This is a genomic window from Limnobacter sp. (assembly GCF_964228395.1).
Classification (GTDB): Bacteria; Pseudomonadota; Gammaproteobacteria; order Burkholderiales; family Burkholderiaceae_B; genus Limnobacter.
Genome location: NZ_CAXQZX010000002.1, coordinates 1 through 23,841, shown reverse-complemented (window position 1 = coordinate 23,841; position 23,841 = coordinate 1). Strand labels below are relative to the sequence as shown.

Here is a 23,841-nt window from a genome sequence, read left to right as displayed (position 1 = left end):
CTTGTGCCTTCAATCTTTTTGTGGCCTTTGCCTAATTATTAGGCATCAAAAGGGCTTAGAATGCGTGCATGAATCAAACCTCCCCCAATACCCCGGCCGCCCTGGCCGATGACGAAGCCCTGGCCAATGTAACTTTTGCAGACTTTGGCCTGCACCCCAGCATTCAAAAAGCCATTGACGAGCAGGGCTACACCAAGCCCACGCCGATTCAGGCCAAAGCCATCCCTGTGGTGCTGACGGGGGTCGATGTGATGGGCGCAGCCCAAACCGGCACAGGAAAAACCGCTGGTTTTTCTTTGCCCATTCTTAACCGTTTGATGCCGCTGGCCACCGACAGCACCTCGCCAGCGCGCCACCCTGTGCGCGCCTTGATGCTTGCGCCCACCCGTGAGCTGGCCGACCAAGTGGCCAGCAATGTGCAAACCTACGCCAAGCACACGCCGCTGCGTTCCACCATGATTTATGGTGGGGTGGATATCAACCCCCAAATTCAAGAGTTGCGCCGTGGGGTTGAGTTGGTGATCGCCACGCCAGGCCGCTTGCTCGACCATGTTCAGCAAAAAAGCATCAACCTGAGCCAAGTGCAGGTGTTGGTGCTCGACGAAGCAGACCGCATGTTGGACATGGGTTTTTTGCCAGATTTGCAGCGCATCATCAATCTGCTTCCCAAACAGCGTCAAAACCTGCTGTTTTCGGCCACGTTTTCACCTGAAATTCAAAAGCTCGCCAAGAGTTTTATGAACAATCCCACCCTGATTGAGGTGGCTCGGCGCAATGCGACGTCTGAGAACATCAAGCAGGTGATCTTTGCCCTGGACAGCGAAGAGGACAAGCGCGCTGCGGTGTGCCATTTGATTCGCAGCCAAGCTTTAAGCCAGGTGATTGTATTTTCAAACACCAAGCTGGGCACCGCCCGCTTGGCCCGCCACCTTGAAAAAGAGGGTGTGTCGGCCACTGCCATTCATGGCGATAAATCCCAGCTTGAGCGCATGAAATCGCTGGACGCCTTCAAGGCCGGTGAGGTCACCGTGCTGGTGGCCACCGACGTGGCTGCTCGCGGCTTGGACATTGCCGATCTGCCCTGTGTCATCAACTATGACCTGCCCACCACGCCTGAAGATTACGTGCACCGCATTGGCCGAACCGGGCGCGCTGGCGCCAAAGGCACGGCTTATTCATTTGTGGTGAAGGGCAACGAGCGTGCCTTAAAAGACATTGAGAAGCTGACCAACAAAAACTTTGAGCGTGAAGAGCTGGAGGGCTTTGTGCCTGGCGGCCATTTGCGCCGGGAACGTGCAGAGGCGGTGTCCGCCGAGCGCAGTGACCGTGGCGAGCGCCGCAGCCGCAGCCCCCGCGAGCGTGATGCCGATGACGCACCCGCCAGGGAGCGTCGCCCATCGCGAGATGGCGGATATCAGGGGGCGCGTTTCAATGACAATGCGCCCATTCACCGCGATGCCGAGTACGAACGCCTGCGTGCAAAATTGGCGCAAACCCGGGTCAAAGATTCCCTCTTTAACCAGCCCTACCAAGAAAAGCCCGGTGAAGACACGCCCGAGCAAAAGCATGGTGGGAGCAATGCGGCGCCTGGCGTGAGCAAACCCAAGAGCAAAAATACCGCACCTGTGGCATTTTTGCTGGGCGGATCGCCACGCAATTAAACCAAACCCGGCCCCCGGGTCTTTGAGGCCTCTGCCGCCCTGTACTGGGGCCAGCGTTGAATTGCCAATGCCAGCCATTCCTCGACCGAGCGGGCCTGCATAGGCGGCAGCCCAAAATGGGTCCACACCTTGTTAAGGTTGCCAAGCGCTTGTTTGTGCTCCAAGGCAGCGGCCCCGGTCTGTTTGGATAGCTTTTGTCCGTCTTCTGCCAAGATCACTGGCAAATGCCAATAACGTGGCAAGAATTTCCCGCCCAACGCCTGCCACACGGCCACCTGCCTGGCTGTGGTGTCTGCCAGGTCTTCCCCGCGCACAATGTGGTTGACGCCGCTTTGCAGGTCGTCTACCACCACAGCCAAATGGTAGGCCCAATGGCCATCCCCGCGCACCAGCACAAAATCACCGCTGGTGCTGGGCAAATGGTCGGTGTTCAATCCCCGGCGGTGGTCATGCCAATGCACGGCTTGGTTTGGGCAAATAAACCGCACAGTCCGAGCGTGTTTGCCGTGTGGCATGCCGTGTCGACAGGTGCCAGGGTAGATGCGGTGTTGCCCCGGGGCGCGGTGTTGGTTGGCCTGTTCCAGATCCTTGCGCGTGCAGGCGCAAGGGTAGGTGGCCCCTTGTTCAGCCAATTTTGAAAGGGCCGCTTGGTAAGCGGCATGCCTGCGGCTTTGCACCCAAGGCTCGTCGTGCCACACCAGTCCGTGGGCTTTCAGGCATGCCAAAATTTCTTCGCTCCACTCGGGCTTGCAACGTTCGGTGTCGATGTCCTCAATGCGCACCAGCCAGCGCCCTTGGTGCATGCGTGCATCCAGCCAACTGCCCAGCGCTGTGGCCAAAGAGCCCAAGTGCAAGGGGCCCGTGGGTGAGGGTGCAAAACGGCCGATGTACTCCGGCTGGCTCATTGTGGCGCCCAGTTCAAGGTTTGTTTGCTCAGGAGTTGCGTCCACCAATCCATCGCTTTGCCCGTGCTGGCTCTGGGCCTGGCAAAGCACAATGGCGTGCGACGCAGGGGCTCCTCGGTTTTTTTGATGAGCAATTCGCCGCGCGCCAGCTCATGTTGCACCATGTGCCAAGGCAGCCATCCGCAGCCAAGACCTGCCACTTGGGCCGCCACTTTGGCCCGCAGGTTGGGCACGGTGAGCACTGCCTGGCCGCTTTGTAAACCCAAGGTGAGGGGCTTGAAGTTGCGGGAGGTGTCGCCCACCGCCACAGCGCGGTGTTGACGTATGGTTTCAACAGGCAAAGGCTCCGGTAGACTGGCCAGTGGATGGGTGGGTGCCACGGCAAACACAAACACCGATTCCCCCAAGTTTTGTATCAGTAAGCCTGTACCGCTGGCAAACTGGCTTTGGTCAAGTTTGCTGCCAATCAGCAGGTCGGCCCTGCCCGAGAACAAGGCCTCCCAGGAACCAGACAACACCTCGCTGGAAAACCGTAGCCGGGTCGGGCTGTTCAATTCATCAAAGGCTTGAACCCAGGGCATGGCCACCTCAAACGGCACCACCGAGTCCATCACAATGCGCAGCTCTGCCTCCCAGCCGCTGGCCACGGCTTTCACCCGTTTTTTCAAGCCCTCGGCGTTTTCCAAAAGCTTGCGACCCTCGTCGAGCAAGGCTTTGCCCGCCGGGGTGAGCTTGGCTTTGTGGCCCGAGCGGTCGTAAATCAACACATCCAGGGCCTCCTCCAGTTGGCGAAGCTGGTAAGTAACAGCTGAGGGGGCCTTGTTCAAGGCATTGGCCGCTGCAGCAAAGCTCCCGCGTGCCTCAATCAGCTCAAGCAGCGCCAGGGTTTCCAAGTGGATGGTCATCGGCTATTTCAAAAATTTTGAATAAGTTCATCAAATTCTAGTCCTTGTTGTGCCAATGCGCACCTTCTAGACTCAATGCAACGTATTGAAGGAGGACGCATCATGATGCAACCAAGGCGATCCAGTGAGCGTGGGCACGCCCAACACGGTTGGTTGACCAGCTACCACAGCTTTTCTTTTGCCAGTTATTACGATCCCCGTTTTATGGGATTTGGTCCGCTGCGGGTGATCAATGAGGACTGGGTGCAGCCCCAAACCGGATTTGGAACCCATGGTCACCGTGACATGGAAATCATCACCTACATGCTCGACGGCGAGCTTAGCCACCGCGACAGCCTGGGTGGTGGATCGGCCATTCGCCCCAATCAAATTCAGCGCATGAGCGCAGGCACGGGCATTCGGCACTCCGAGATGAACCAGCACCCCAAAGAGGTGGCCCATTTTTTACAGATCTGGATTGAGCCCGCCCAATACAACGTGGAGCCTGGCTACAAAGATCATGATCTGGATGTGGCCAGCATCACCGGGCAGTTGGGGCTGATCGTAACGGGCGATCGGGCTGAGGCAGAGGCCAGGCAAATCGCTTTTATTCACCAAGACGCAAAAATGTACGCAGGCCGCCTGCGTGAGCAAACCATCAAGCACCCCTTGAGTACACAGCGAAAGGCCTACCTGCATGTGGCCCGGGGGGAGGTTCGCGTGGGCCAACACCTGTTGGGCACTGGCGATGCACTCATGATTGAAAAAGAAGCGGAGCTTGCGCTTGAGGTGCCCAACCGCGCCGAAGTGATTTTGTTTGATTTGAACTAAGGAGAAATGACATGACAAACGTAGCAATTGTTTACCACAGCGGGTATGGCCACACCGCCAAAGTGGCTCAGGCTGTTCAGTCCGGAGTCGATTCTGTGGAGGGTGTAAGCAGCTACTTGATTTCGGTGAACGATGTGAACGACGCCACTTGGGACACCCTGGCCAAAGCCGATGCCATTATTTTTGGTTCACCCACCTACATGGGCGGAGCCTCTGCCGACTTTAAAAAGTTTGCAGACGCCTCCAGCAAGGTGTGGTTCAACCAGGGTTGGAAAAACAAGATTGCTGGTGGCTTTACAAATTCTTTGTCCATGAGCGGTGACAAACTGAGCACCCTGCAATACTTCGTGACCTTCGCCATGCAGCATGGCATGGTGTGGGTGGGCAGCGCCACCCCCGGCGCCCAAAAGCCTGGCGATGTGAACGAGCTTAACCGGGTGGGCTCTTGGGTGGGCGTGATGACCCAGTCGGACAATGCACCTGCTGATGTAACGCCTCCAGCCAAAGACCTTGAAACAGCGCAGCTTTACGGTGTGCGGGTGGCGGAGTTTGCGAAGAAGTTGAGCGGGTGATCCAATATCTGAAGGGGCGGATCACCCACTGTGATTACATTTTGGGTGGTTCGTACGTCCTGTGAATAATGACCGTTTGATCAACTTGAAAACGCAGATCAACAGTCAAATGAAGCAAGTTTATGAGCAATACAACAGCCTCACGGATGGCGAGCGTCGATATCTTAGAAACCATCCGCATCACGCATTAACCATCCGAGAGTCCCGGAACATTGCCTATGCGGAAACCTCTCGGATTTTTGGTCGAAACGGTAGAAACGACGCGAGCGATGCTTTCAGACATTGCTTTTGGTCCTCAATCCTTTCCCGAGATCTGGGTTATGACAATGCTCTGGAATTCACCAACGCTCACGAAGAAGGGCCACTCAATCCCCCCGCAGAAAAAGAAATGGACCTGAGCAACAATGCGGTTGGATTGGAGTTAGGCAAACTGGGCGGTGACAATCGGCATTTGAGCAGCCTGTGCGTCTCCGCATTACTTAATAAGCGGCTGAGTGTGATTGCCAAGTGAGTGGGCTCATGAAGGAAATTTTTTTGTGGATTTTAATGGCGCTCGGGTTGGTGGCGTGTTCGAACCCGGTTGAGAACCTAAAGAAATTAGGAACTGCGCCATTCACCCACGAGGCTTGGATCCGAGCAAGCCAGCTAGAGCGTGGGGAGATGGTTTACTCTTTTTTAAATCATCGTGACATCACGGTGCTCAGTGCGGCAGACGTCTATCAATTGTTGGGCGAGTCTACCGCCTATTACGAGTATGATGAAGTTCCAGCTTACTTGGTGGGGCCGAATCACGTGGAATCCGAATACGGCAAGGGCTATTTGTTGGCTTTTCCTGTGGACAGTCACACCGGACTTGTAAAAAAATTTGTTATCCATCCCCAGCCGTAGGCATACAACAATTTAGAACAAGCCAGTTCCATAGTCATTTTACGATTGGCTAGCAGCCTCAGGGTAAAATGCGGAGATGAACTCTCCAGCCCCGCTACCCTCCACTTTCGTCCACCTGCGCATGCACACCGAATTTTCGGTGACCGATGGCATGGTGCGGGTGGGCGAAGCCGTCAAAGCGGCGGCAAGCGGGGGCATGCCTGCCCTGGCCATCTCGGACCTCTCCAATCTGTTTGGCTTGGTCAAGTTTTATAAAAAGGCCCGTGGAAGTGGTGTTAAGCCCATTGCTGCGTGCGATGTGTGGCTCGAAAGCGAGCGTGATGAAGAAAACCCCGCCCGTTGCCTGTTGCTGGTGCAAAACCACCGGGGCTACTTGCAGCTTTGTGAAATTCTAAGTCGAGCATTTTTGCAAAACCAGCGCCGGGGCAAAGCCATCATTCGAATGGAATGGTTCACTGAGGTGGGCTGCGATGGCTTGATCTGTATCTCGGGGTTTCAGCATTCGGATGTGGGCCAGTACCTGCTGGCTGGCAACATGCCCAAGGCCGTCAGTTGTGCCCGGCAGTTTGCGCATTTGTTTGCAGGCCGCTATTACCTGGAACTGCAGCGCGATGGGAGCAGCCAAGCCGAGCAGCTCACCCAGCTCACCTGCCAGTTGGCCAGCGATCTGCAATTGCCCGTGGTGGCCACCCACCCCATTCAGTTTTTAAAGCCCGAAGATTTTCGGGCCCATGAAGCCCGCGTTTGTATTGCGCAGGGCGAAATCTTGTCGAACCCCCGCAGGCCGCGCCGCTTCACCGAGCAGCAGTATTTCAAAACCGCGCAGGAAATGACCGAGTTGTTTGCGGACATTCCCAGCGCAGTGCGCAACACCCTTCGCATAGCGCAGCGCTGCAATCTCACGCTTGAATTGGGCAAACCCAAGCTGCCCGATTTCCCCACGCCAGACGGCATGAGCCTGGATGACTACCTGGTGCATCTGTCCAAAGAGGGCCTTGAAAAACGTTTGGTGCACCTATACCCCAACCCGGCAGAGCGTGAGCAAAAGCGCCCTGAGTATGAGGCTCGCCTGAAGATTGAGTGCGACACCATCATCAGCATGGGTTTTCCGGGCTACTTTCTGATTGTTCAGGATTTTATCAACTGGGGCAAAAACAACGGCGTACCCGTGGGGCCGGGCCGCGGCTCGGGTGCTGGCTCCTTGGTGGCCTATGCTTTGGGCATTACCGACCTCGACCCGTTGCGCTACGACCTGCTGTTTGAGCGATTCCTCAACCCGGAGCGGGTGTCCATGCCCGACTTCGACATTGACTTTTGCCAAGACAATCGCGACCGAGTGATTGATTACGTCAAGCGCACTTATGGGCGCGAAGCTGTCAGCCAAATCGCCACCTTTGGTACCTTGGGCGCCAAGGCCGTCATTCGGGACGCTGGCCGCGTGCTGGACATGCCCTACATGTACTGCGATGGTTTGTCCAAGTTGATTCCCCAAACCCCCACCGACCCTTGGGACCTGGAGCGGGCGCTTAATGAAGAACCCACTTTCAAACAGCGTGTGGAAGAGGAGGACGAGGCCAAGGAAATCATCGCCGTGGCCCGGCCCTTGGAAGGTCTCACCCGCAACGTGGGCATGCACGCCGGCGGTGTGTTGATTGCCCCGGGCAAGCTCACCGACTTTTGCCCTTTGTACTGCGCAGAAGGCACCGACTCGGTGGTCTCCCAGTACGACAAAGACGATGTTGAGGCCGTGGGCCTGGTGAAGTTCGACTTCCTGGGCCTGCGCAACCTCACCATTCTGGACTGGGCCGTGCGCTGGGTGCGCGAGAACTACGAAGACCAACGCGAGTTTCGCCTGGAAGACCTGCCGCTGGATGACCCGGCGGTGTACCACCTGTTTTCCGACGGCAACACCACCGCTGTGTTCCAGTCTGAATCCCGGTCAGCCAAAGATCTCGAAAAAAAGCTCAAGCCAGACAACTTTGAAGACATCATCGCCTTGATGGCCCTAAACCGCCCTGGGCCATTGGGCTCTGGCATGGTGGACGATTTCATTGCCCGTAAAAAAGAGCAGAGTAAAACCGGCAAAGGTCGCACGGAGTGGTACTTTCACCCCAACCTGGAAAACACCCTCAAGTCCACCTATGGCGTGATTGTGTACCAGGAACAGGTGATGCTGGTCGCGCAGTTGCTGGCAGGCTACAGCCTGGGCGGCGCTGACCTGCTGCGCCGTGCCATGGGCAAGAAAAAACCCGAAGAAATGGCCAAGCAGCGGGAAATTTTTACCACGGGCGCCACCGAGCGCGGCGTGGACCCCGCGCTGGCCAAGCAGCTTTTCGATTTGATGGAAAAGTTTGCTGAGTATGGTTTTAACAAGTGTGTTCACGGTGACACACGCATCATGGATGCAGACACCGGCCGTTGGATGACGGTTGAGGAATTGTTTAAATCAAAAGCAAGGCCGCGTTTGCATGCTTGTGACGATCACCAGAAGTTGGTGCCGAGGCGGGTTAAAGACGTGGTTTGGAACGGGTACAAGCCCGTATTCCGCGTCACCACCAAGTCGGGGCGTAGCATCGTTGCAACGGGTAATCACCCTTTCATGACTGCGCGGGGATGGGTCAATCTTGAGAATCTGAGCGCTGGCGAGTTGCTTGCCACTGCTCGCCACACCCGGGTCAATGCCGGCAAAAGCTGGCCCTCCCACGAGGTGATCACCTTGGCGGGTTTGTTGTCCGAGGGCAATACCTGCCACCCGTCTAATCTGTTCTTCTACAACAACGACCTCGCTCTGATCGACGATTTTTCTAAAGCAGCGGTTGGGTTTGACAACACCGCTGCGCGCGTGTCGAGCTATGACGGAAAGCGACACGAGGTGTGTTTAAAACGTGCCAAGCCCGTGCCCTGGAATCATCCCGATTTCAAACACAATTCCAGAAGTGGAGCGCGTTTGTGGGCAGAATCCCTTAATCTGGTAGGGGTCACAGCAACGTTCAAACGCGTACCAGAACAAGTGTTTGAGCTGGTCGATGCCAACATCGAATTGTTGTTGGGCCGCCTGTGGAGTGGCGATGGCAGTTTGTCCTTGCAGCACACCACCGTGTTTTATGCCACGTCGTCTGCCCAACTTGCTCAGGACGTGCAGCGCTTGCTCATGCGTCTGGGCATTTGCTCAACGCTGCACAAAAAATCTTTCCGCTATCGCGATCAAATCAAGCCCGGGTTTACCGTCAACCTGGTGGGATCTGAAAGTTTGCGTGCGTTTGTCTCCCGCATCTTGCCGAATGTGGTGGGGCGTGATCCACAGGCCCAAGCCCTTCGCGAGCATGTTGCGACACAGTGCGAAGTAAGCAGCAAAGATGTGGTGCCGGCCAGCGTGCGGCAACGAGTGCAGATTTTAAAAAATCAGCATCAACTCGCCTGGCATGACATTGAGACGCAGACCGGCCTGTGTATGAAGGAAATGACCGGCAGTGGAAGCGCCAACAAAAAAGGGTTTCGCCGATCAACAATTGCAAAGCTTGCGCACGATTTTCAAGACCCTGAATTGCTGGATTGGGCCACATCTGATCTGTTCTGGGATGAAATTGTTTCCATAGAACCTGCAGGGCATGCAGACACCTACGACCTCGAAATTGAGGAGCATCACAATTTTGTGGCCGATGGCTTTGTGGTCCACAACTCACACTCAGCCGCTTATGCCTTGGTGGCTTACCACACCGCATGGCTCAAGGCTCATTACCCTGCCGAGTTCATGGCCGCCTCCATGAGCTCAGACATGGACGACACCGACAAAGTGAAGGTGTTCGTCGAGGACGCGATCACCATGTGCCAAGTGCCCGGCAAAAAGCCAGGCACCATGCTCACCGTGTTGGGGCCCGATGTAAACGCCTCAAACTTCCGCTTTGCAGCCGTGCGCCAGCCTGACGAACCAAGGGCCAGTGCCATCCGTTATGGGCTGGGGGCCATCAAAGGCACCGGGCAAGCGGCTTGCGAAGCCATTGTGGCCGAGCGTCAAGCCAATGGTCCCTTTTCAGACCTGTACGACTTTGTGCGCCGGGTAGACAGCAAACAAATCAACCGCCGCGTCATGGAAGCCTTGATTCGCGCTGGCGCCTTTGATTCGCTCAACCCCGACCGGGCCAAGCTGCTCGCAAGCGCGGGGCAGGCCATGGAATGGGCCGCCCAGCAAGCCGCAAGTGCCTTGCAGGTGAGCCTGTTTGGCGACGACATTGGTGGCAACGCCCCGCCACCTTTGGTGGATGTGCCAGCCTGGAGCGAGCGCGAAAAACTTCAACATGAAAAAACTGCGCTGGGCTATTACTTCAGCGGCCACTTGTTTAAAGCCGACGAGGCTCGCGTGCGCGAGTTTGTCAAACTCAAGCTGAAAGACCTTTCACCCAGCCGCGAGCCAGTGTGGATGGCAGGGGTCATCGCTGGCCTGCGCACCATGATGACCAAGCGCGGCAAAATGGCGGTGGTGTTGCTTGACGATGCCACCGCTCAAATCGAAATTTCTATTTTCAATGAGCAGTTTGAGGCAAACCGCAACTTACTGAAAGAAGACGCCTTGCTGGTGGTGCAAGGGCGGGTCTCGGAAGACAGTTACACCGGGGGGTTGCGGGTGTCGGTGGACAACCTGCATTCACTGGGCAGTGCCCGAGCGCAGTTTGTAAGCCGCCTTCGCTTGCGCATGAACGGGCAAAGCGACGCGCAGCGCCTGAAAAGCATTTTGGAGCCTTTCCGCGACCCGGAGCAGGGCTGCTTGGTCGAGATTGATTACCACAATGGCGAAGCGGCCTGCGTGGCCCAACTCAGCCCCGATTGGAAAGTGCGACCTGAGGAAGACCTCCTGCTGGAAATACAAGGCTGGCTGGGTGAGTCCAATGCGCGCTGGGTGTTTGGCTGAAAGCGTGTAAACTGCCTGCAACCTGTTTACATTCAAACTGAATGCCTAATCCCCAAGATTACTCCGCACGCGCCCTGTACAAGCGGCTTCTTTCCTACAGCCTTCGATACTGGCCACTGTTTGCCACCTCCTTGGTGGCGCTGGTGTTTGCAGCGGTGACCGAGCCGCTATTTGCCAGCCTCATGAAGCCGCTGATTGACGAAAACTTTTCGGCCGAACGCACCGAATTCGCCAAATGGCTGCCTGCAGTCATTCTGGGGCTGTTTTTGGTGCGCGGTGTGGCCAGTTACATCAACGAATACTGCAGCGCCAAATTGGCTGGATTGGTGGTGCACGATCTTCGGCAAGAAATGTTGTCGCGAATTTTGCGTTTTCCCAACGCGTATTTTGTGGAGCAGCCCGCCGGCAAAGTGATTTCAACCGTGTCCACCAATGTGGATGCCGTCACCGAGGCTGGCTTTAACATCATCACCGTGCTGATTCGCGATGGCGCCATTGTGATTGGCCTTTTGGCCATTTTGCTTTACACCAACTGGCAGCTCACGCTGATCTGCTTTGCCATCTTGCCGCTGATTGCCTTGGGTGTCTCCATTGCAGCCAAGCGCCTTAACCGCTTTGCGCACAGCGCGCAAACCTCGCATGCTGATTTGGTGCAAAGCATTTCTGAAGTGATTGGTGCCCAAAAAATCATCAAAATTTACGGCGCCCACAAGGTAGAAACGGACCGCTTCATGAAAAGCGCCGACGAGATCATGCGCTCCCGCGTCAAGCTGGTGGCCACCAGCGCTGCCAACTCTGCCATCGTGCAGTGGATGCTTGCATCTGCCGTGGCCGCAGTGGTTTTTTTCGCAGGCCGAATGGCCGGGGACGACGCCATGACCGCCGGCGATTTTGCATCCTTCATGACCGCCATGATGATGTTGCTGGCCCCGGTGAAGCGGCTGACCGGCATCAATCAGCAATTGCAAAAGGGCCTGGCCGCAGCCGACAATGTGTTCCGCGTGGTCGACCGACCCATTGAGCAATCGCACGGCAGCCACACCACCGACCGTGCGCAGGGCTACATCGAGTTTTCCAATGTCAGTTTAAAATACCCGGGTTCTGATGCGCGCACCTTGAGCAACATCAATTTGTGGGTCAAGCCAGGGCAGACCGTGGGCATTGTGGGCACCTCGGGCGGGGGCAAGTCCACCCTCATCAACCTGTTGCCACGTTTTTTAGACCCCACCGATGGTGTGGTCAAGCTAGACAGCGTTGACCTACGGCAATGGAACCTGGAAAGCCTTCGCCGACAAATTGCCGTGGTGACCCAAGAGAGCCATTTGTTGAACGACACCGTGCGCAACAACATCGCCTATGGCGAACTACGGGGTGCCAGTGACGAGGCCATACTGGAGGCGGCCCGCATGGCCAACGCCTTGCCATTTATTCAAAAACTGGAAAATGGTCTGGACACCATGCTGGGTGACAACGGCTTGAGGCTGTCGGGCGGGCAACGCCAGCGCATCTCCATCGCACGCGCATTTCTTAAAAATGCTCCCATTTTGATTCTTGATGAGGCCACCTCGGCCCTCGACTCTGAGGCCGAGCGTGAGGTGCAAGAAGACATGGAGCGCCTGCGTCATGGCCGAACCACCTTGGTGATTGCCCACCGTTTGAGCACGCTTACTTCAGCCGACTTTATTGTGGTGTTGGACCAAGGGCGCATTATTGAGCAGGGCACGCACGCCGAGTTGTTGGCCTTGGGTGGCAAATACCACTACTTGTATTCCATACAAACCCAGGCCGTGGCTGGTATGCAGTAAGCGCGTCCAAAAGCAAACTCTAGAATTTGCTTTATGAATGCTGCACTTGGTCAGCCAGCCGGTCAACGGCACCGATCACCACATCCAGAGGAATGGCCGCCAGCAGGCGGGTGGGGTCGTCGGTGTTGATGCTGTCTGGGTGTGGAAGTGGGCCATGATCACCCGCATAAATCACCGTGGCTTTGTCGCTCCAGGGGCGCCATTCATTCACCCACGACGGACCGAATAACGCCACTTGTGGCACATTCAAGGCCGCAGCCATGTGCATGGGGGCAGAGTCTACCCCCACATAAAACGCGCATTTCGACAGCAGGGCGGTTAGCAAAGGCAGACTCATTTGCCCGCCCAGGTTAAGCAACTGCCCGAAGCCGCTGTGTGGAATGTCTGGCAATGCTGCAGAAATCGGGTTGGGCGCATTGCCACCCAGCATGGTGTCGGCTGGTTTGCGCAGGGTCAGTAGCAGGTGCTCGCGGGCCAGGTGTTCAATTTCCCGCGTCATTTGCACTTCAATGTCGTCTGGGCTGCAGGTGAGCACCACATTCAGTCCTCGCCGCAGCAGGTGCGCAACCACCGCAGCAAACTTGGTGTCCTCCCAACACTTGAATGGCCAGCGTGCGGCAGGGTGAATGAGCACAAACGGCCCGGCAATGCCATGCTGTTGCAGCAATTCATCGGCCTTGGTCATTTGCGCAGGCAGGGGCACCAGGGTGGGCTGGCCTTTGACGCCAGCCGGGTTGATGTTAAAAGCTTGCAGACAAAGCAGGTTGAGTTCTACTGCATGGGCCTGGCCCCGGGGTGGGGGAACCAGCCGCCGGTTAAAACACGCGTGCCAGGCGGCTTGTTTGCGCTTGGCATACTGCATTTGCACGCGCACCGGCGCCTTTGAAAACCCAGTGATCAGGGCACCCACCCATTGATCGGTTAAATGCACCACGGCGTCGTAGCCTGTGCGACGCACCTGGAACAGCAATTTAAGTTCGGCCTTCAGGCGCGCAAAGCCCTTGAGCTTGCGGTCAATGCACAGCACTTGGTTAAGGTGGGGGTTGTTTTGCAGAAGTGGTGTGGTTTCTTTGTAAATCAGGGTGTCCACACGCACCCCGGGCAGTTGCTCAACCAAGGCCCGGTATAGCGCTGTGGTTAACAGCACATCCCCGTGGTGGCGCAACTTGATCACCAATATTTTTTGCACAGCTTGTGTTCCACTCCAATTTAGAACCTTTCTACAGCCCGCTCCACTGCATGTGGTTCAAACTGACCATTAATATAGAGGTCCTTCCAGGCACTGCTTGATAAGCATTCGCAAATGACAGCGATTTTTTTTTCTGAAAGCTCCAAAAACATGGGCGGGCAAGAGTTGCAACTGCTGCAACAGGCCTTGGGCATGAAAGCCCAGGGCTACAGCCCCTATGTGTTGTGCCGTCCCGGCAGCCGAATTGCTGAAGAAGCCCAAAAACGGGGCCTGCGCGTGGAGCATTTGGGGTTTCGCAACGCGGTGCACCCGCCCAGTGTGTTGCAGTTGTCCAAATTGCTGCGCAAACACAAACCCGTGGCGGTGGTGTGCCACAGTGGGCACGACTCCAACCTGTGCGCGCTCACCGTGCATGCCTTAAATCGCTTGGGGCTGCTTAAGCCTCGCCCAAGGTTAATTCGCATGCGCACCTACCAACCCGGTGCGGCCAAGGCGTTTACCTACAACCAATTGTTTGACCAAACCTTCACCCCCAGCCAGGCCCTCAAAGACCAACTGCTGCAAAATGCCGGCGTGTTGCCCAGCAAAATTAGTGTGCTTTACCCGGCCATTGATTTTGAGGCCATTGCCAGCCAAGCGCAGCAGCCCTTGCCAGCATGGCTGGATGCCAAGCTCAGCGACCTTGCGCAGCGCCCGGTGATTGCGCATGCAGCCATGTTTCGGGTAGAAAAGGGTCACAGTTTTATGCTGCAGGTGGTCAAGGCCCTGCTGCCCACATTTCCCGGCTTGCTGTATGTGGCCGCCGGCGAGGGCGATGCTCAAGCCAGTGTGCAAGAGCAAGCCCGGCGAATGGGCTTGGAGGCGCATGTGTGCCTGCCCGGCATGCTCAGCCCCGTGGCACCCTTGCTGGCCCGTGCCGACGTGGTCGTCATGCCCTCCAGCTATGAGCCCCTGGGCATGAGCCAAATTGAAGCCTTGGGTCTGGAAGTGCCTGTGGTGGTCAGCAACGTGGGTGGCCTGCCCGAAACCGTGCAGCATGGCCAAACAGGTTGGCTATGCCCAGCCCCCCACCACCCCAACGCCCTAGAGGCCTGGGTCAGCACCCTGCAAGATGTGCTGGGCAACCCCAGCGCCGCCAAAGCGTTGGCGCGTCAAGGCAAGGTGGCTGTGCAGGCGCAGTTTGGCCCCGCGAGCAACCTAGACGTGCTGGCAGGCCAGTTGGCCACCCACCGCATTTCGCAATGAGCGGCGCCAAGCGTAGCTTTCACGCCGTTTTGCAATTCACCAACGCCGCCGCCATGCTGGGCCAGTTGCCCGCTTTGCTGGAGGGCGCCACCCGCGCCGCCTTGTGGGTGGAGCCAGGGTTGAACAGCGCAGTGGCCAGCCGCCGTTTGTTGTTGGCCATGCGCGCTGCCTGCCCTCAGGTGGAGTGGGCGGTGCTGGGGCCCAAAGAAAGCATGGTGTTCTTCGAGATGGAACCCGCTGTGGCGGCTTTTATACCGGTGCTGGCCATGCAGGCCAGGCGACCCGGGCAGCCCCGGCTAGCGCACTGGTGGCAGGCACGCCAGCAAATGATCAAGCTTGGCCAATTGGGCATGCATGCGTGGGTGGCGGTTGAGTATGTTGAGGCTGCGAAGTACCACACCGCTAAGCCTGGCCCCAGCCCGTTGTTTGCAACACTTGCCAAACGCATAGCCCGCCACCATCCAGGCGCCCCGGTGCTGCGGTGTGCTTTGGCTTCCCCTGTTGCTTTAAATTTGCCCGCCTTTGCGCCCTTGCAGCTTGGGCCTTCCGCCTTGGCACGCGCCACGGCCATGTTTCGCGCTTGGCCGCCCACAGTCAGCAAGCACGTGCTGGTGCTTGGGCACAGCGAAGAGGCCACAGTGGTGTTGCAAGCCCGCCACCAACATGCCTTGACCACGTTGCCCGCTGGGGCGCAGGCGCTTGCCGTGGTGTTGGTGCATGCACCGTCGATGTTGGTCATGCGCTTGCAATCCAATTTCCCGAATTGGCATTTTTTAAATCTTGCCGAGTGCCTGGGCGTGTTGGCCTACGCGGACCGGGTGATGGGCAATGCCCCCTGGGTCACCCTGTTGATGGGTGAAATGGGCCGCTTGGACCGCATGGTGTTGGATAAAACGCACAGCCAATGAAGCGGTGGGCCGCACCCTGTGATGGTGCGTCAAATTTGAAGCACTCCTGCTGCAGAATTTTATAAGAATCAAGCGCTTTGGGGCTTTGCAGGGTGTTTTGGGGGGCAGAAGGGGGCCTGTATGTGGGCACTTTGCAGGGGTTTTGCTGTTGCACGTCAGCCACAAAAACCCAAAATTTTCGATTCTGACCCAACGATTTGGTTGGTTGCCCCAAGGGTCCCCGTGTACATTGTCTCTCGTGCCGCCCGAATAGGACGGCAAATATTCAACCAACACTAATAAGGGTGAAATATGAACAAGAAGCTAGTAGCTGCTGCACTGGGTATGGCCTTCGCCGCTCCAGTATTTGCTGATGCATCCAACGTGACCCTGTACGGTCGTGTACACCAAGTGATCGATCATCAGTCCACTGAGACTGGCAACACAGACCGTGGTGGTAACTTCGTATTGTCAGACGCATCTTCACGTCTGGGTGTTCGTGGCGTTGAAGATCTTGGCGGTGGCTTGAAGGCCGTTTTCGCCTACGAATTTGCTGTTGACTCCGACAACGGCGCTGGCATCACCGGTGGTCGCCATGCCTACCTGGGTCTGCAGGGTTCTTACGGTACATTCCTGATTGGTCAACAAGACGGTGGTAACCTGTCCCAGGCCCCTTTGTACAACCAGGCTTCTTTGATTGGTTCTGTATCTAACAACGGTGGTCCTCTGACAACCGTTAGTGGTACGACTTTGTCAGGCGCTCAAGCTATTGCTCGTTCGCAAAGAGCTAGCAACTCCATTGGTTATTCAAATAATATTGGTGGAGTTCAGATTGATGTTCGTCATGCTCTGACAGGTTCTAATGACCAATTTAACAACGGTGCAGCGGGTACATTCTCCGTTAACCCTACCACCGGTGCAATTACGCAGAGCGCTGCGGCCACCAAAGAAAACGGAACTCGCGAGACCGAGGTTGCAGCAACTTACAAAATGGGCGCCCTGACCATCGGTGGTGGCTTCCAGTTGTTTGATCAGCAAGGCACTGACCCCACAACCGCCGCCTCCCCAGAGCGTGTAGTTCAGGGTATTGCCTCTTACAACTTCGGCTCGTTCACACTGGGCGGCTTGGTTGCTCAGACCAAACTGTACGGTACAGCTGGCAACGGTGAAGACAGCAACACCGAATTCGCTTTGTCCGGCACACTGCCCCTGTCCTCCAACAGCGGTATTTTCGGCATGTATGCTGATTCCGAGCGCAACAACATTGCAGCTCCTACTGACATCAACCAGTTGCAAGTGGCTTACTACTACGACTTCAGCAAGCGCACACGCACCTACGTTGGTTTCAACCGCTTGAACACCGAAGTAAAAGCAACCAAAGTTGAAACAGACCAGGACAACTTCACCATCGGTCTGCGCCACAACTTCTAATTCTTGGCCAGCATTGGCTGGTTAGAGTTGCAGGTTTGAAAAAGCCACCTTCGGGTGGCTTTTTCTTTTCCAGCAGGCCTAAACACATATACGCCCAATAAAAAACCGGCGCTCGGCCGGTTTTTACATTTTTGCTGGGTGGTTAAACCCAAGCTCAAATCAACGCAGGTTTAAATCCAATTGCACGCCACACAGGGCGTCGCCATAGCCGTTGCGGTTGCTGTTGCTCATGCAGCCCAAGGAGGTGGTTTGTAGCTGGTTCTGCGACACTTTCAACCCAAAAAACAGGTCGTGTCGCTCGCTTAGGGCGTCTTTGCTCAACTTGAACACAAAGTTGCCTTCTTGCCACTGTGCTGTTACCGGGGCGCGGCTCAGTTTGTCGCCACCCAAGCGCAATCCAAAGCCGCCGGTGGTTTTGTCAAAATTGGTCCAGCGGCCCCATTTGCTTAAGGGGCTTTGATCTTCCAGATTAAAATAAATGCCGCCTGCTTGCGCATTGGCAAGCAGGGGCAGTGCACAGAGTGTGAGGCAGGCCAGCGTCTTTTTCATGGTTATTGTTCTCTCGGCTCACTTGCGAATGAGTGGTTCACCGGAGTGTTACAACCATATTATGCGCGAGGCCAAAAAGGGGGGGAAGCCACCCCGCAGAGGGGGTGTTGTTCCCAAGCCACTGATTTTAAATGGGTTATTTTTAAAACCAAAAAGTTTTCTTTTAAAAATCAATGGCTTTGGTTCATTAGTTTTCAAATCGCTTTAAGCCCAGCTTTTTGAACAGCTGGGTGTCGCGCTCCAACTCTGGGTTGTCTGTAACCAACAGTTTTTCGCCATAAAAAATAGAATTGGCACCCGCCAGGAAACACAGGGCTTGCGTGCTTTCATTCATGGTCTCGCGGCCGGCCGACAATCGTACAAAGCTTTTTGGCATGGTGATGCGGGCCACGGCGATGGTGCGCACAAAGTCCAGTGGGTCTATGTCGGCGTTGTCGGCCAGGGGGGTGCCTTCTACCTTTACGAGGTTGTTGATGGGCACGCTCTCTGGAGGCTCGTCCATGTTGGCAAGTTGGGCAATCAAGCCTGCCCGCTGGGTGAGGTTTTCGCCCAGGCCCACAATGCCGCCGCAGCACACCTTGATGCCGGCGTCGCGCACGCGGTCAAGCGTGTCCAGGCGATCTTGGTAGGTGCGGGTGCTGATGATGTCGCCGTAAAAATCGGGCGAGGTATCCAGGTTGTGGTTGTAGTAGTCCAGCCCTGCCGCTTGCAGTTGCTTGGCTTGGTGGTCTTTGAGCATGCCCAGGGTGACGCAGGTCTCCAAGCCCATGGCTTTGACTGCGCTGACCATTTCGCCCACGGCTTCCACTTGGTGGTCTTTGGGGCTGCGCCAGGCCGCCCCCATGCAAAAGCGTGTGGCGCCTTTGTCTTTGGCCGCTTGGGCTGCTTTTAAAACTTCATCCAGCGGCATCAGCTTTTCTGCATCTACGCCGGTGTCGTATTTGGCCGATTGGGGGCAGTAGGCGCAGTCTTCGGGGCAGCCCCCCGTTTTAATCGACAGCAGGGTGGACAATTGCACCGCGTTGGGGTCGAAGTGTTCGCGATGCACCTGTTGGGCTTTAAACAGCAGGTCGTTGAATGGCAAGGCGAACAAGGCCTCGATGTCCTCAACGCTCCAGCGTTGCGTGTTGGAGGCCGTTTTGTTGGCGGCTTGAGCGGGGTTTTGTACCCAGGTGATTTGGCTTTCCATGTGCTTCCTTCAGAACAGTTCGCTGCCAGCGCCGGGTGCTTGCAAATGGCCCCAGCGTTCTAATACTTTCAACAAGGTTTGGTAGGCATGCTGCAGGGTGTCGGTTTGGGTGCAGTAAGGGGGCACCCAATACAAGGTGTTGCCCAAAGGGCGCACCACAATGCCTTCGTCCAGAAAAGCCTGGCGCAGCCACTGGCTCACCGACGACCCGTATTGTGTGTGGCTCGATTTTAGCTCAAAGGCCATCACGGTGCCGCATTGCCGGGGGTTTTCAAGCAGCGGGTGCGTGGCCAGGGCGGGCATCCATTGCGCGTGAATGTCTGCAATGCGGGCCATGTTTTGAAAGGCTTCGCCCTGTTCAAACAAATCCAGATTGGCCAGAGCCGCAGCGCAACCCAAGGGGTTGGCGGTGTAGGAATGCCCATGCAGCAGCGCCTGGCCCACCTGGTCACTTAAAAAGGCATCGTAAACCGCTTGGCTGGTGAGGGTGGCCGCCATGGGCATAAAGCCGCCGGTCAGGCCTTTAGAAACGGCGATGATGTCGGCCTGGCCACCCTGTTGAGTCACTTGCTCTGCGGCGTATAGGGTGCCAGTGCGTCCAAAGGCGGTGAACACCTCATCGAAGATCACCAACAGCCCGGCGGCGTGGGCGCGTTTGCACATTTCGGCCACGTGAGTAGGGCGCATCATGCGCATGCCACTTGCCCCTTGGATCAAGGGCTCCAAAATAATGGCGGCGTATTGCTGGGGATGTAGCAGCAATTGATCAAGCTCAGCTAGGCTTTGTTCTTCAGTGCAGGCGCACGTGCCCGTGGCAATAAAGTCCACCCCAAACAGCCAGGGTTTAAAAGGGTCGTAAAACCCGCTGGATTGCCCAGCCGCCATGGCCCCAAAGGTGTCGCCGTGGTAGCCGCCTTGCAGGGCGATCAGTTTGCTGCGTTGCCCCGGTGTTGCGCCCTTGTTTTGCCAAAACTGAAATGCCATTTTTAAGGCCACTTCAATGGCGGTGGACCCGTTGTCGGAATAAAAAACCTTGGCCATGGGCGCAGGGGCGTGCCTCACAAGTCGCTGTGCCAGCTGTGCAGCGGGTGGGTGGGTGACCCCGGCAAACATCACATGCTCCAAGGCGTGGGCCTGCTTGGCGATGGCTTGTGCAATGGCTGGGTGGCTGTGACCATGTAGGTTCACCCACCAGCTGGACACGGCATCGAAATAACGGTCGCCATTGGCAGTGTACAAAAACTCGCCCTGCCCCCGAACCACGGGCAGCGGCGCCTGGGCGGTCTGCATTTGGGTAAAGGGGTGCCAGCAGTATTGCTGGTCAAGCTGCAACAAGTCTGAATGGTTTAATGCATGCGTGGGCTTCATCCAAGCCCCTCCAGGGCCTGTCGCAGACCAATTGGCATGGGGTGATTGGCCAAAGCATTTGTGCCAACACTGCGCCAATGCGGCAACTCGGCCAACACCGGGGTTTTGGCAAAATGCTCAATGGCTTGGCGGTTGGCGGCGTTGGCTGGTCCCATCATCAGCACGCCCAGCACAGGCACTTTGGCGGTGCGCAGGGCTTGTACGCTCAGGCAGGTGTGGTTGATGGTGCCCAAGCCGCTGCGGGCCACCAGCAACACCGGCAGGGCCAAGTGTTGCATCAAATCAATCAGGGTGTGTTGCCAGTTCAGGGGCACCATGCAGCCGCCTGCGCCTTCGACCACCAAGCGATCGGCCTTGGGCAACACAAATTGCTTCAGCTCGATGTTCACGCCATCGAGTGCGGCAGATTGATGCGGCGAAAGCGGTGCACTCAAGCGATAAGCCTCGGGATGCACTTCGCATTGGGCCAGTGTGGCCACGGTGGCACTGTCTGTGCCGTCTTCAGTACCGCTTTGCACGGGTTTCCAATAATCGGCCTGCCAATGATGGCACAGCCAGGCGCTTGCAATGGTTTTCCCAATGCCGGTGTCGGTGCCGGTTACAAACACGGATTTCACGGGCGTTCCAAGTAGTAAAAGCCAATGTGGTAGTTCATGGTGCAGGCCTCGCCCAGTGCGTCAATGACTCGCCAAAGGTTGACTGGGCGGTGATTGGGGCGGGGCAGGTCTGCACCAATGGCGCGCAGGCTGCGCGCAAAAGACAAGCCATCGGGGTGATGGTCCAAAAATTCTTTGCTGTGGTGGGCTGTGCCAGCCACCAGGCCTTCGCGGGTTAGGCGGTCGAGCAAATCGAGCATGTGCGTGGCTTTTGGCAAGGGCCGCAGCCCGCAGGTTTGTTCGGTGTCCTGGTGGGCGGTTTGCCAGGCCTGAAAAGAGCCATCGAGCAACACGCTAAATGCCAAGGTATTGGACACTGACAGCCACCGGCGGATGGCTTCTTCTAGATTGCTAAACCACTGGGCGCACATACCCGACATCAGCAGCGATTGATTGGGTGCCCACAGGTGTTCAAAGGCCAGCTCTTCGCCATTGAGCACATGGGTGTGCAGTCTTGGGTGGGGGAACTTGCGCTTCAATTCCTCAAGCATGCCAGGGGCGAGGTCAATGGCGTGCACGGGCACGTTTTTGAAGTTGTTCAGCAAATGCTCCGTAATAAACCCGGTGCCGCTGCCCACATCGATGCATGCCTTGGGCTGAAAGCCTGCGGGTAGCACTTGGCCCAGCCAATTGCACAGGTGCTGGGCAGCGTGCCGCTGCACGCGTGCATGGTGATCGTAGTCGGCAGCCGCCCCGGAAAATCGCTGAGAGGCAGCGCCATGTGTTTGAGTGTTTTGCATGGTTGGCACAGGCGGTGTTACGGGTTGCGCAGCACGGGCAACAGAAGGTCAGTATAACGCGCTGCGCTGTGCCCCAATTCACCGTGGGCGGCATCCACGGCCAGCAGGGTGCAACGGGGCCCCTCCACAAAGCAATTTTGGGCCAAGGCTGCGGGCACGATGGCGTCATGGGGGCTGTACACGGCCAACACCTGCGAGCTGGTTTTCGCGGGTGTATTTAGCACATTGCCCAGCTCGGCCTCCAGATTGGCTTCTTGCATCCATTGCAAGTCAGCCAGCAGGGCAGGGGCATTCAAGGTGGTCCATTCTGGCGTGTGACCACAGGCCCGGTGGAAGTCCCCCAACACTTGGGGCAGGTTGGTTTTGGCCTTGGACACCATGCGCGCCAGCACCCGTGGCGCTACGCCTGGCTGGCCGGGCTGCATGGCGGCCAATCGGGCAAAGCCATGCAGGCTGACCATGGTGCACCAACGCACCGATGTGTTGAGCAAACGAACCACCCCCAGCGAATGCCCAATGCCCAGCCAAGGCGCATCGGCATGGGCCAGCACCAGGCTGTGCAGGGTGTCTGCCGAATGGTGTTCCCAACCCTGTGGGCTGTGGATCATGATGCCGGGCTTGGCCTGGTCTGGAAAATACCCCGATTCCAGCGCCACCACCAAACTGTGCTCAAACACCTTTGGCGTGTGGGCCTGCAATGCCAACAGCAAAGGGTTAAAAAATCGGTGGTTGTAACCCCAGCCGTGTGCCAGCACCACCACGCGTTCAATGGCTTTCATGCAGGCCCCCTTGCCACTGTTGGATGCCGTTGACCAAGGCTGTGATGGTCTCCGGGCTGTGGCCTGTGTTGAGGGCCAGGCGCACTCGCGCTGTGTTGGGGGGCACCGTGGGGGGGCGCACAGCAGAGACCACCAAGCCATGTTCGGCCAAATGGGCCTTGAGCGCCAGGCTGTTGGCCGCCTGCTCCACCACCACCGGCACAATGTGGGTGCTGGAAAGCCCGGTGTTCAGGCCCAGTGTGTGCAATTGCGCGCGCAGGTGCTCGGCGGTGGCGTGCAAGGCTTGGCGTTCGGCCTCCAGGCCCGGAATGATGGCCAAGGCCTTGCGAACGGCGCCCACCACAAAAGGCGATGGGGCGGTGGAATACACAAACCCTGTGCAGCGGTTGACCAGGTAATGTTTCAGTGCGTGGCTGCAGGCCAAGTAAGCGCCACTCACGCCCACCGCCTTGCTAAAAGTGCCCATGATCACCCAGTGACCCATGGCTTTCAGGGCTTCAATGGCCGGGTGCTCCAGCGCGCCCAGGCCGCGGCCTTCAGGCCCCCAAACGCCGGTGGCGTGGGCCTCATCGAGATACACCACTGCGCCATGCTGCAATGCAAGCTCGGCCAGTGTGCCCACTGGCAATTGGTCACCCTCCATGCCAAAAACGGTTTCGGTCACAATGATTTTGGCTTGATCGCTGTGGGCGTGTTTGCTCAAGCAGTCAGCCAGGTGGTTCATGTCGTTGTGGTTAAAGCGGATTTGCTTTACCCCTGCCAACTGGCAGGCGTGGTGCAGGCTGGCGTGGTTCAAACGGTCGGCAAACACCAGCGGCGCCTGGCCATGCCACAGGGTTTTGTCCAGCAGTGCAGCCAGCGCACTTGCATTGGCTTGGTAACCGCTGCAAAACACCATGGCAGCCTCGCTGCGTTTAAAGGCGGCCACCTCGGCTTCCAATGCTTCAAAACAATCCAGATTGCCAGACAACAAGCGCGAGCCCGTGGCACCTGCGCCATATTGCTCAGCGAAAGCCACACCGGCCTGTACAACATCAGGGTGGCGGCTTAAACACAGGTAATCGTTGCTGGAAAAATCGAGTCCTCGCCGCGCAAGGGGGCAGGGCTGCAGTTCACGTTTAAGGCTATCTTGCGCCAGGCTGGCCAGGCGCAAGGCGCTCGCGTCGTTCAGGTTCATCAGGTCAGTATGATGTCGTACTGCTCTTGTGCAAACAGGTTGTCCACTTGCAAGGTGATGGGTTTGCCCACGAATTCTTCCAGCATGCCCAGGTGCTGTGCTTCTTCTTCTAAAAATAAATCGATGACAGCCGGGCTGGCCAAAATGCGGAATTCTTTGGGGTTGAACTGTCGGCTTTC

The 23,841-nt window shown here is 57.0% G+C and carries 20 protein-coding genes and 2 pseudogenes; 11 read left to right on the top strand and 11 right to left on the bottom strand.

All coding sequences use genetic code 11. From position 1 onward, the window contains the following. Positions 1-68: 68 nt before the first annotated feature. Entirely contained in the window at positions 69-1,661 is a 1,593-nt protein-coding gene (locus ACEQU8_RS00235; protein WP_370260647.1) for a DEAD/DEAH box helicase, read from the top strand. Here the strand turns inward: ACEQU8_RS00235 and gluQRS are convergent. Then, a complete protein-coding gene (gene gluQRS / locus ACEQU8_RS00230) occupies positions 1,658-2,566 on the bottom strand; it encodes a tRNA glutamyl-Q(34) synthetase GluQRS (RefSeq protein ID WP_370260646.1) in 909 nt (302 codons plus the stop codon). The genes ACEQU8_RS00235 and gluQRS overlap by 4 nt on opposite strands. After that, on the bottom strand, positions 2,563-3,471 hold the full coding sequence (locus tag ACEQU8_RS00225; RefSeq protein WP_370260644.1) for a LysR substrate-binding domain-containing protein: 909 nt from the start codon (positions 3,469-3,471) through the stop codon (positions 2,563-2,565). The genes gluQRS and ACEQU8_RS00225 overlap by 4 nt, the downstream gene beginning before the upstream one ends. 102 nt (positions 3,472-3,573) lie before the next feature. On the opposite strand from ACEQU8_RS00225, the gene ACEQU8_RS00220 reads away from it, so the two are divergent. The 7 genes and pseudogenes from ACEQU8_RS00220 to msbA all read left to right on the top strand — a co-directional run bounded on the left by ACEQU8_RS00220 (position 3,574) and on the right by msbA (position 12,452). Next, complete coding sequence (locus ACEQU8_RS00220; protein WP_370260643.1) at positions 3,574-4,281, top strand: pirin family protein; 708 nt, start codon at positions 3,574-3,576, stop codon at positions 4,279-4,281. Positions 4,282-4,292: 11 nt separating this feature from the next. Further along, a complete protein-coding gene (locus ACEQU8_RS00215; protein ID WP_370260642.1) occupies positions 4,293-4,853 on the top strand; it encodes a flavodoxin family protein in 561 nt (186 codons plus the stop codon). A gap of 61 nt (positions 4,854-4,914) precedes the next feature. After that, the gene (locus ACEQU8_RS00210; protein ID WP_370260640.1) at positions 4,915-5,364 is read left to right on the top strand and encodes a hypothetical protein; all 450 of its coding nucleotides are present in this window, start codon (positions 4,915-4,917) and stop codon (positions 5,362-5,364) included. A gap of 8 nt (positions 5,365-5,372) precedes the next feature. Then, positions 5,373-5,741, top strand: a complete 369-nt coding sequence (locus tag ACEQU8_RS00205) for a hypothetical protein (RefSeq protein ID WP_370260639.1) — start codon at positions 5,373-5,375, stop codon at positions 5,739-5,741. A gap of 76 nt (positions 5,742-5,817) precedes the next feature. After that, a pseudogene (dnaE, locus tag ACEQU8_RS00200) lies at positions 5,818-9,417 on the top strand (DNA polymerase III subunit alpha); the annotation flags it as partial. A 75-nt stretch (positions 9,418-9,492) separates the two neighbouring features. Continuing rightward, positions 9,493-10,647 carry an OB-fold nucleic acid binding domain-containing protein gene (locus tag ACEQU8_RS00195; RefSeq protein WP_370260665.1) on the top strand — a complete coding sequence of 385 codons (1,155 nt, stop codon included), beginning with the start codon at positions 9,493-9,495 and terminating at the stop codon, positions 10,645-10,647. 41 nt (positions 10,648-10,688) lie between these two features. Continuing rightward, the gene (gene msbA / locus ACEQU8_RS00190; RefSeq protein WP_370260638.1) at positions 10,689-12,452 is read left to right on the top strand and encodes a lipid A export permease/ATP-binding protein MsbA; all 1,764 of its coding nucleotides are present in this window, start codon (positions 10,689-10,691) and stop codon (positions 12,450-12,452) included. A gap of 31 nt (positions 12,453-12,483) precedes the next feature. On the opposite strand, the gene rfaQ is transcribed toward msbA, so the two are convergent. Beyond that, positions 12,484-13,641, bottom strand: coding sequence for a putative lipopolysaccharide heptosyltransferase III (gene rfaQ / locus ACEQU8_RS00185; protein WP_370260637.1), 1,158 nt, complete (start codon positions 13,639-13,641; stop codon positions 12,484-12,486). 114 nt (positions 13,642-13,755) lie between these two features. Here rfaQ and ACEQU8_RS00180 point away from each other — a divergent pair, with 114 nt between their 5' ends. From ACEQU8_RS00180 to ACEQU8_RS00170, 3 genes are all read left to right on the top strand, one after another. Further along, positions 13,756-14,886 carry a glycosyltransferase family 4 protein gene (locus ACEQU8_RS00180; protein WP_370260635.1) on the top strand — a complete coding sequence of 377 codons (1,131 nt, stop codon included), beginning with the start codon at positions 13,756-13,758 and terminating at the stop codon, positions 14,884-14,886. Next, positions 14,883-15,794, top strand: a complete 912-nt coding sequence (locus ACEQU8_RS00175; RefSeq protein WP_370260634.1) for a hypothetical protein — start codon at positions 14,883-14,885, stop codon at positions 15,792-15,794. Before ACEQU8_RS00180 ends, ACEQU8_RS00175 begins: the two co-directional genes overlap by 4 nt. 291 nt (positions 15,795-16,085) lie before the next feature. Beyond that, positions 16,086-17,204: a porin gene (locus tag ACEQU8_RS00170; RefSeq protein WP_370260633.1), complete on the top strand. Its 1,119-nt coding sequence runs from the start codon at positions 16,086-16,088 to the stop codon at positions 17,202-17,204. Positions 17,205-17,363: 159 nt separating this feature from the next. Here ACEQU8_RS00170 and ACEQU8_RS00165 read toward each other — a convergent pair whose 3' ends face one another. The 8 genes and pseudogenes from ACEQU8_RS00165 to ACEQU8_RS00130 all read right to left on the bottom strand — a co-directional run. Next, positions 17,364-17,753: a hypothetical protein gene (locus ACEQU8_RS00165; RefSeq protein ID WP_370260631.1), complete on the bottom strand. Its 390-nt coding sequence runs from the start codon at positions 17,751-17,753 to the stop codon at positions 17,364-17,366. 187 nt (positions 17,754-17,940) lie between these two features. Next, positions 17,941-18,942, bottom strand: a complete 1,002-nt coding sequence (bioB, locus tag ACEQU8_RS00160) for a biotin synthase BioB (RefSeq protein WP_370260630.1) — start codon at positions 18,940-18,942, stop codon at positions 17,941-17,943. Positions 18,943-18,951: 9 nt separating this feature from the next. Then, entirely contained in the window at positions 18,952-20,310 is a 1,359-nt protein-coding gene (gene bioA, locus ACEQU8_RS00155) for an adenosylmethionine--8-amino-7-oxononanoate transaminase (protein WP_370260629.1), read from the bottom strand. After that, positions 20,307-20,927, bottom strand: a complete 621-nt coding sequence (gene bioD / locus ACEQU8_RS00150) for a dethiobiotin synthase (RefSeq protein WP_370260628.1) — start codon at positions 20,925-20,927, stop codon at positions 20,307-20,309. The genes bioA and bioD overlap by 4 nt, the downstream gene beginning before the upstream one ends. Further along, positions 20,924-21,706 carry a methyltransferase domain-containing protein gene (locus ACEQU8_RS00145; protein WP_370260626.1) on the bottom strand — a complete coding sequence of 261 codons (783 nt, stop codon included), beginning with the start codon at positions 21,704-21,706 and terminating at the stop codon, positions 20,924-20,926. Before ACEQU8_RS00145 ends, bioD begins: the two co-directional genes overlap by 4 nt. Positions 21,707-21,723: 17 nt before the next feature. Then, on the bottom strand, positions 21,724-22,485 hold the full coding sequence (locus tag ACEQU8_RS00140; RefSeq protein WP_370260625.1) for an alpha/beta fold hydrolase: 762 nt from the start codon (positions 22,483-22,485) through the stop codon (positions 21,724-21,726). Beyond that, positions 22,472-23,662, bottom strand: a complete 1,191-nt coding sequence (locus tag ACEQU8_RS00135; protein ID WP_370260624.1) for an aminotransferase class I/II-fold pyridoxal phosphate-dependent enzyme — start codon at positions 23,660-23,662, stop codon at positions 22,472-22,474. The genes ACEQU8_RS00140 and ACEQU8_RS00135 overlap by 14 nt, the downstream gene beginning before the upstream one ends. After that, positions 23,662-23,841, bottom strand: a pseudogene (locus tag ACEQU8_RS00130) (Rne/Rng family ribonuclease); the annotation flags it as partial. The pseudogene ACEQU8_RS00130 and the gene ACEQU8_RS00135, both read right to left, overlap by 1 nt.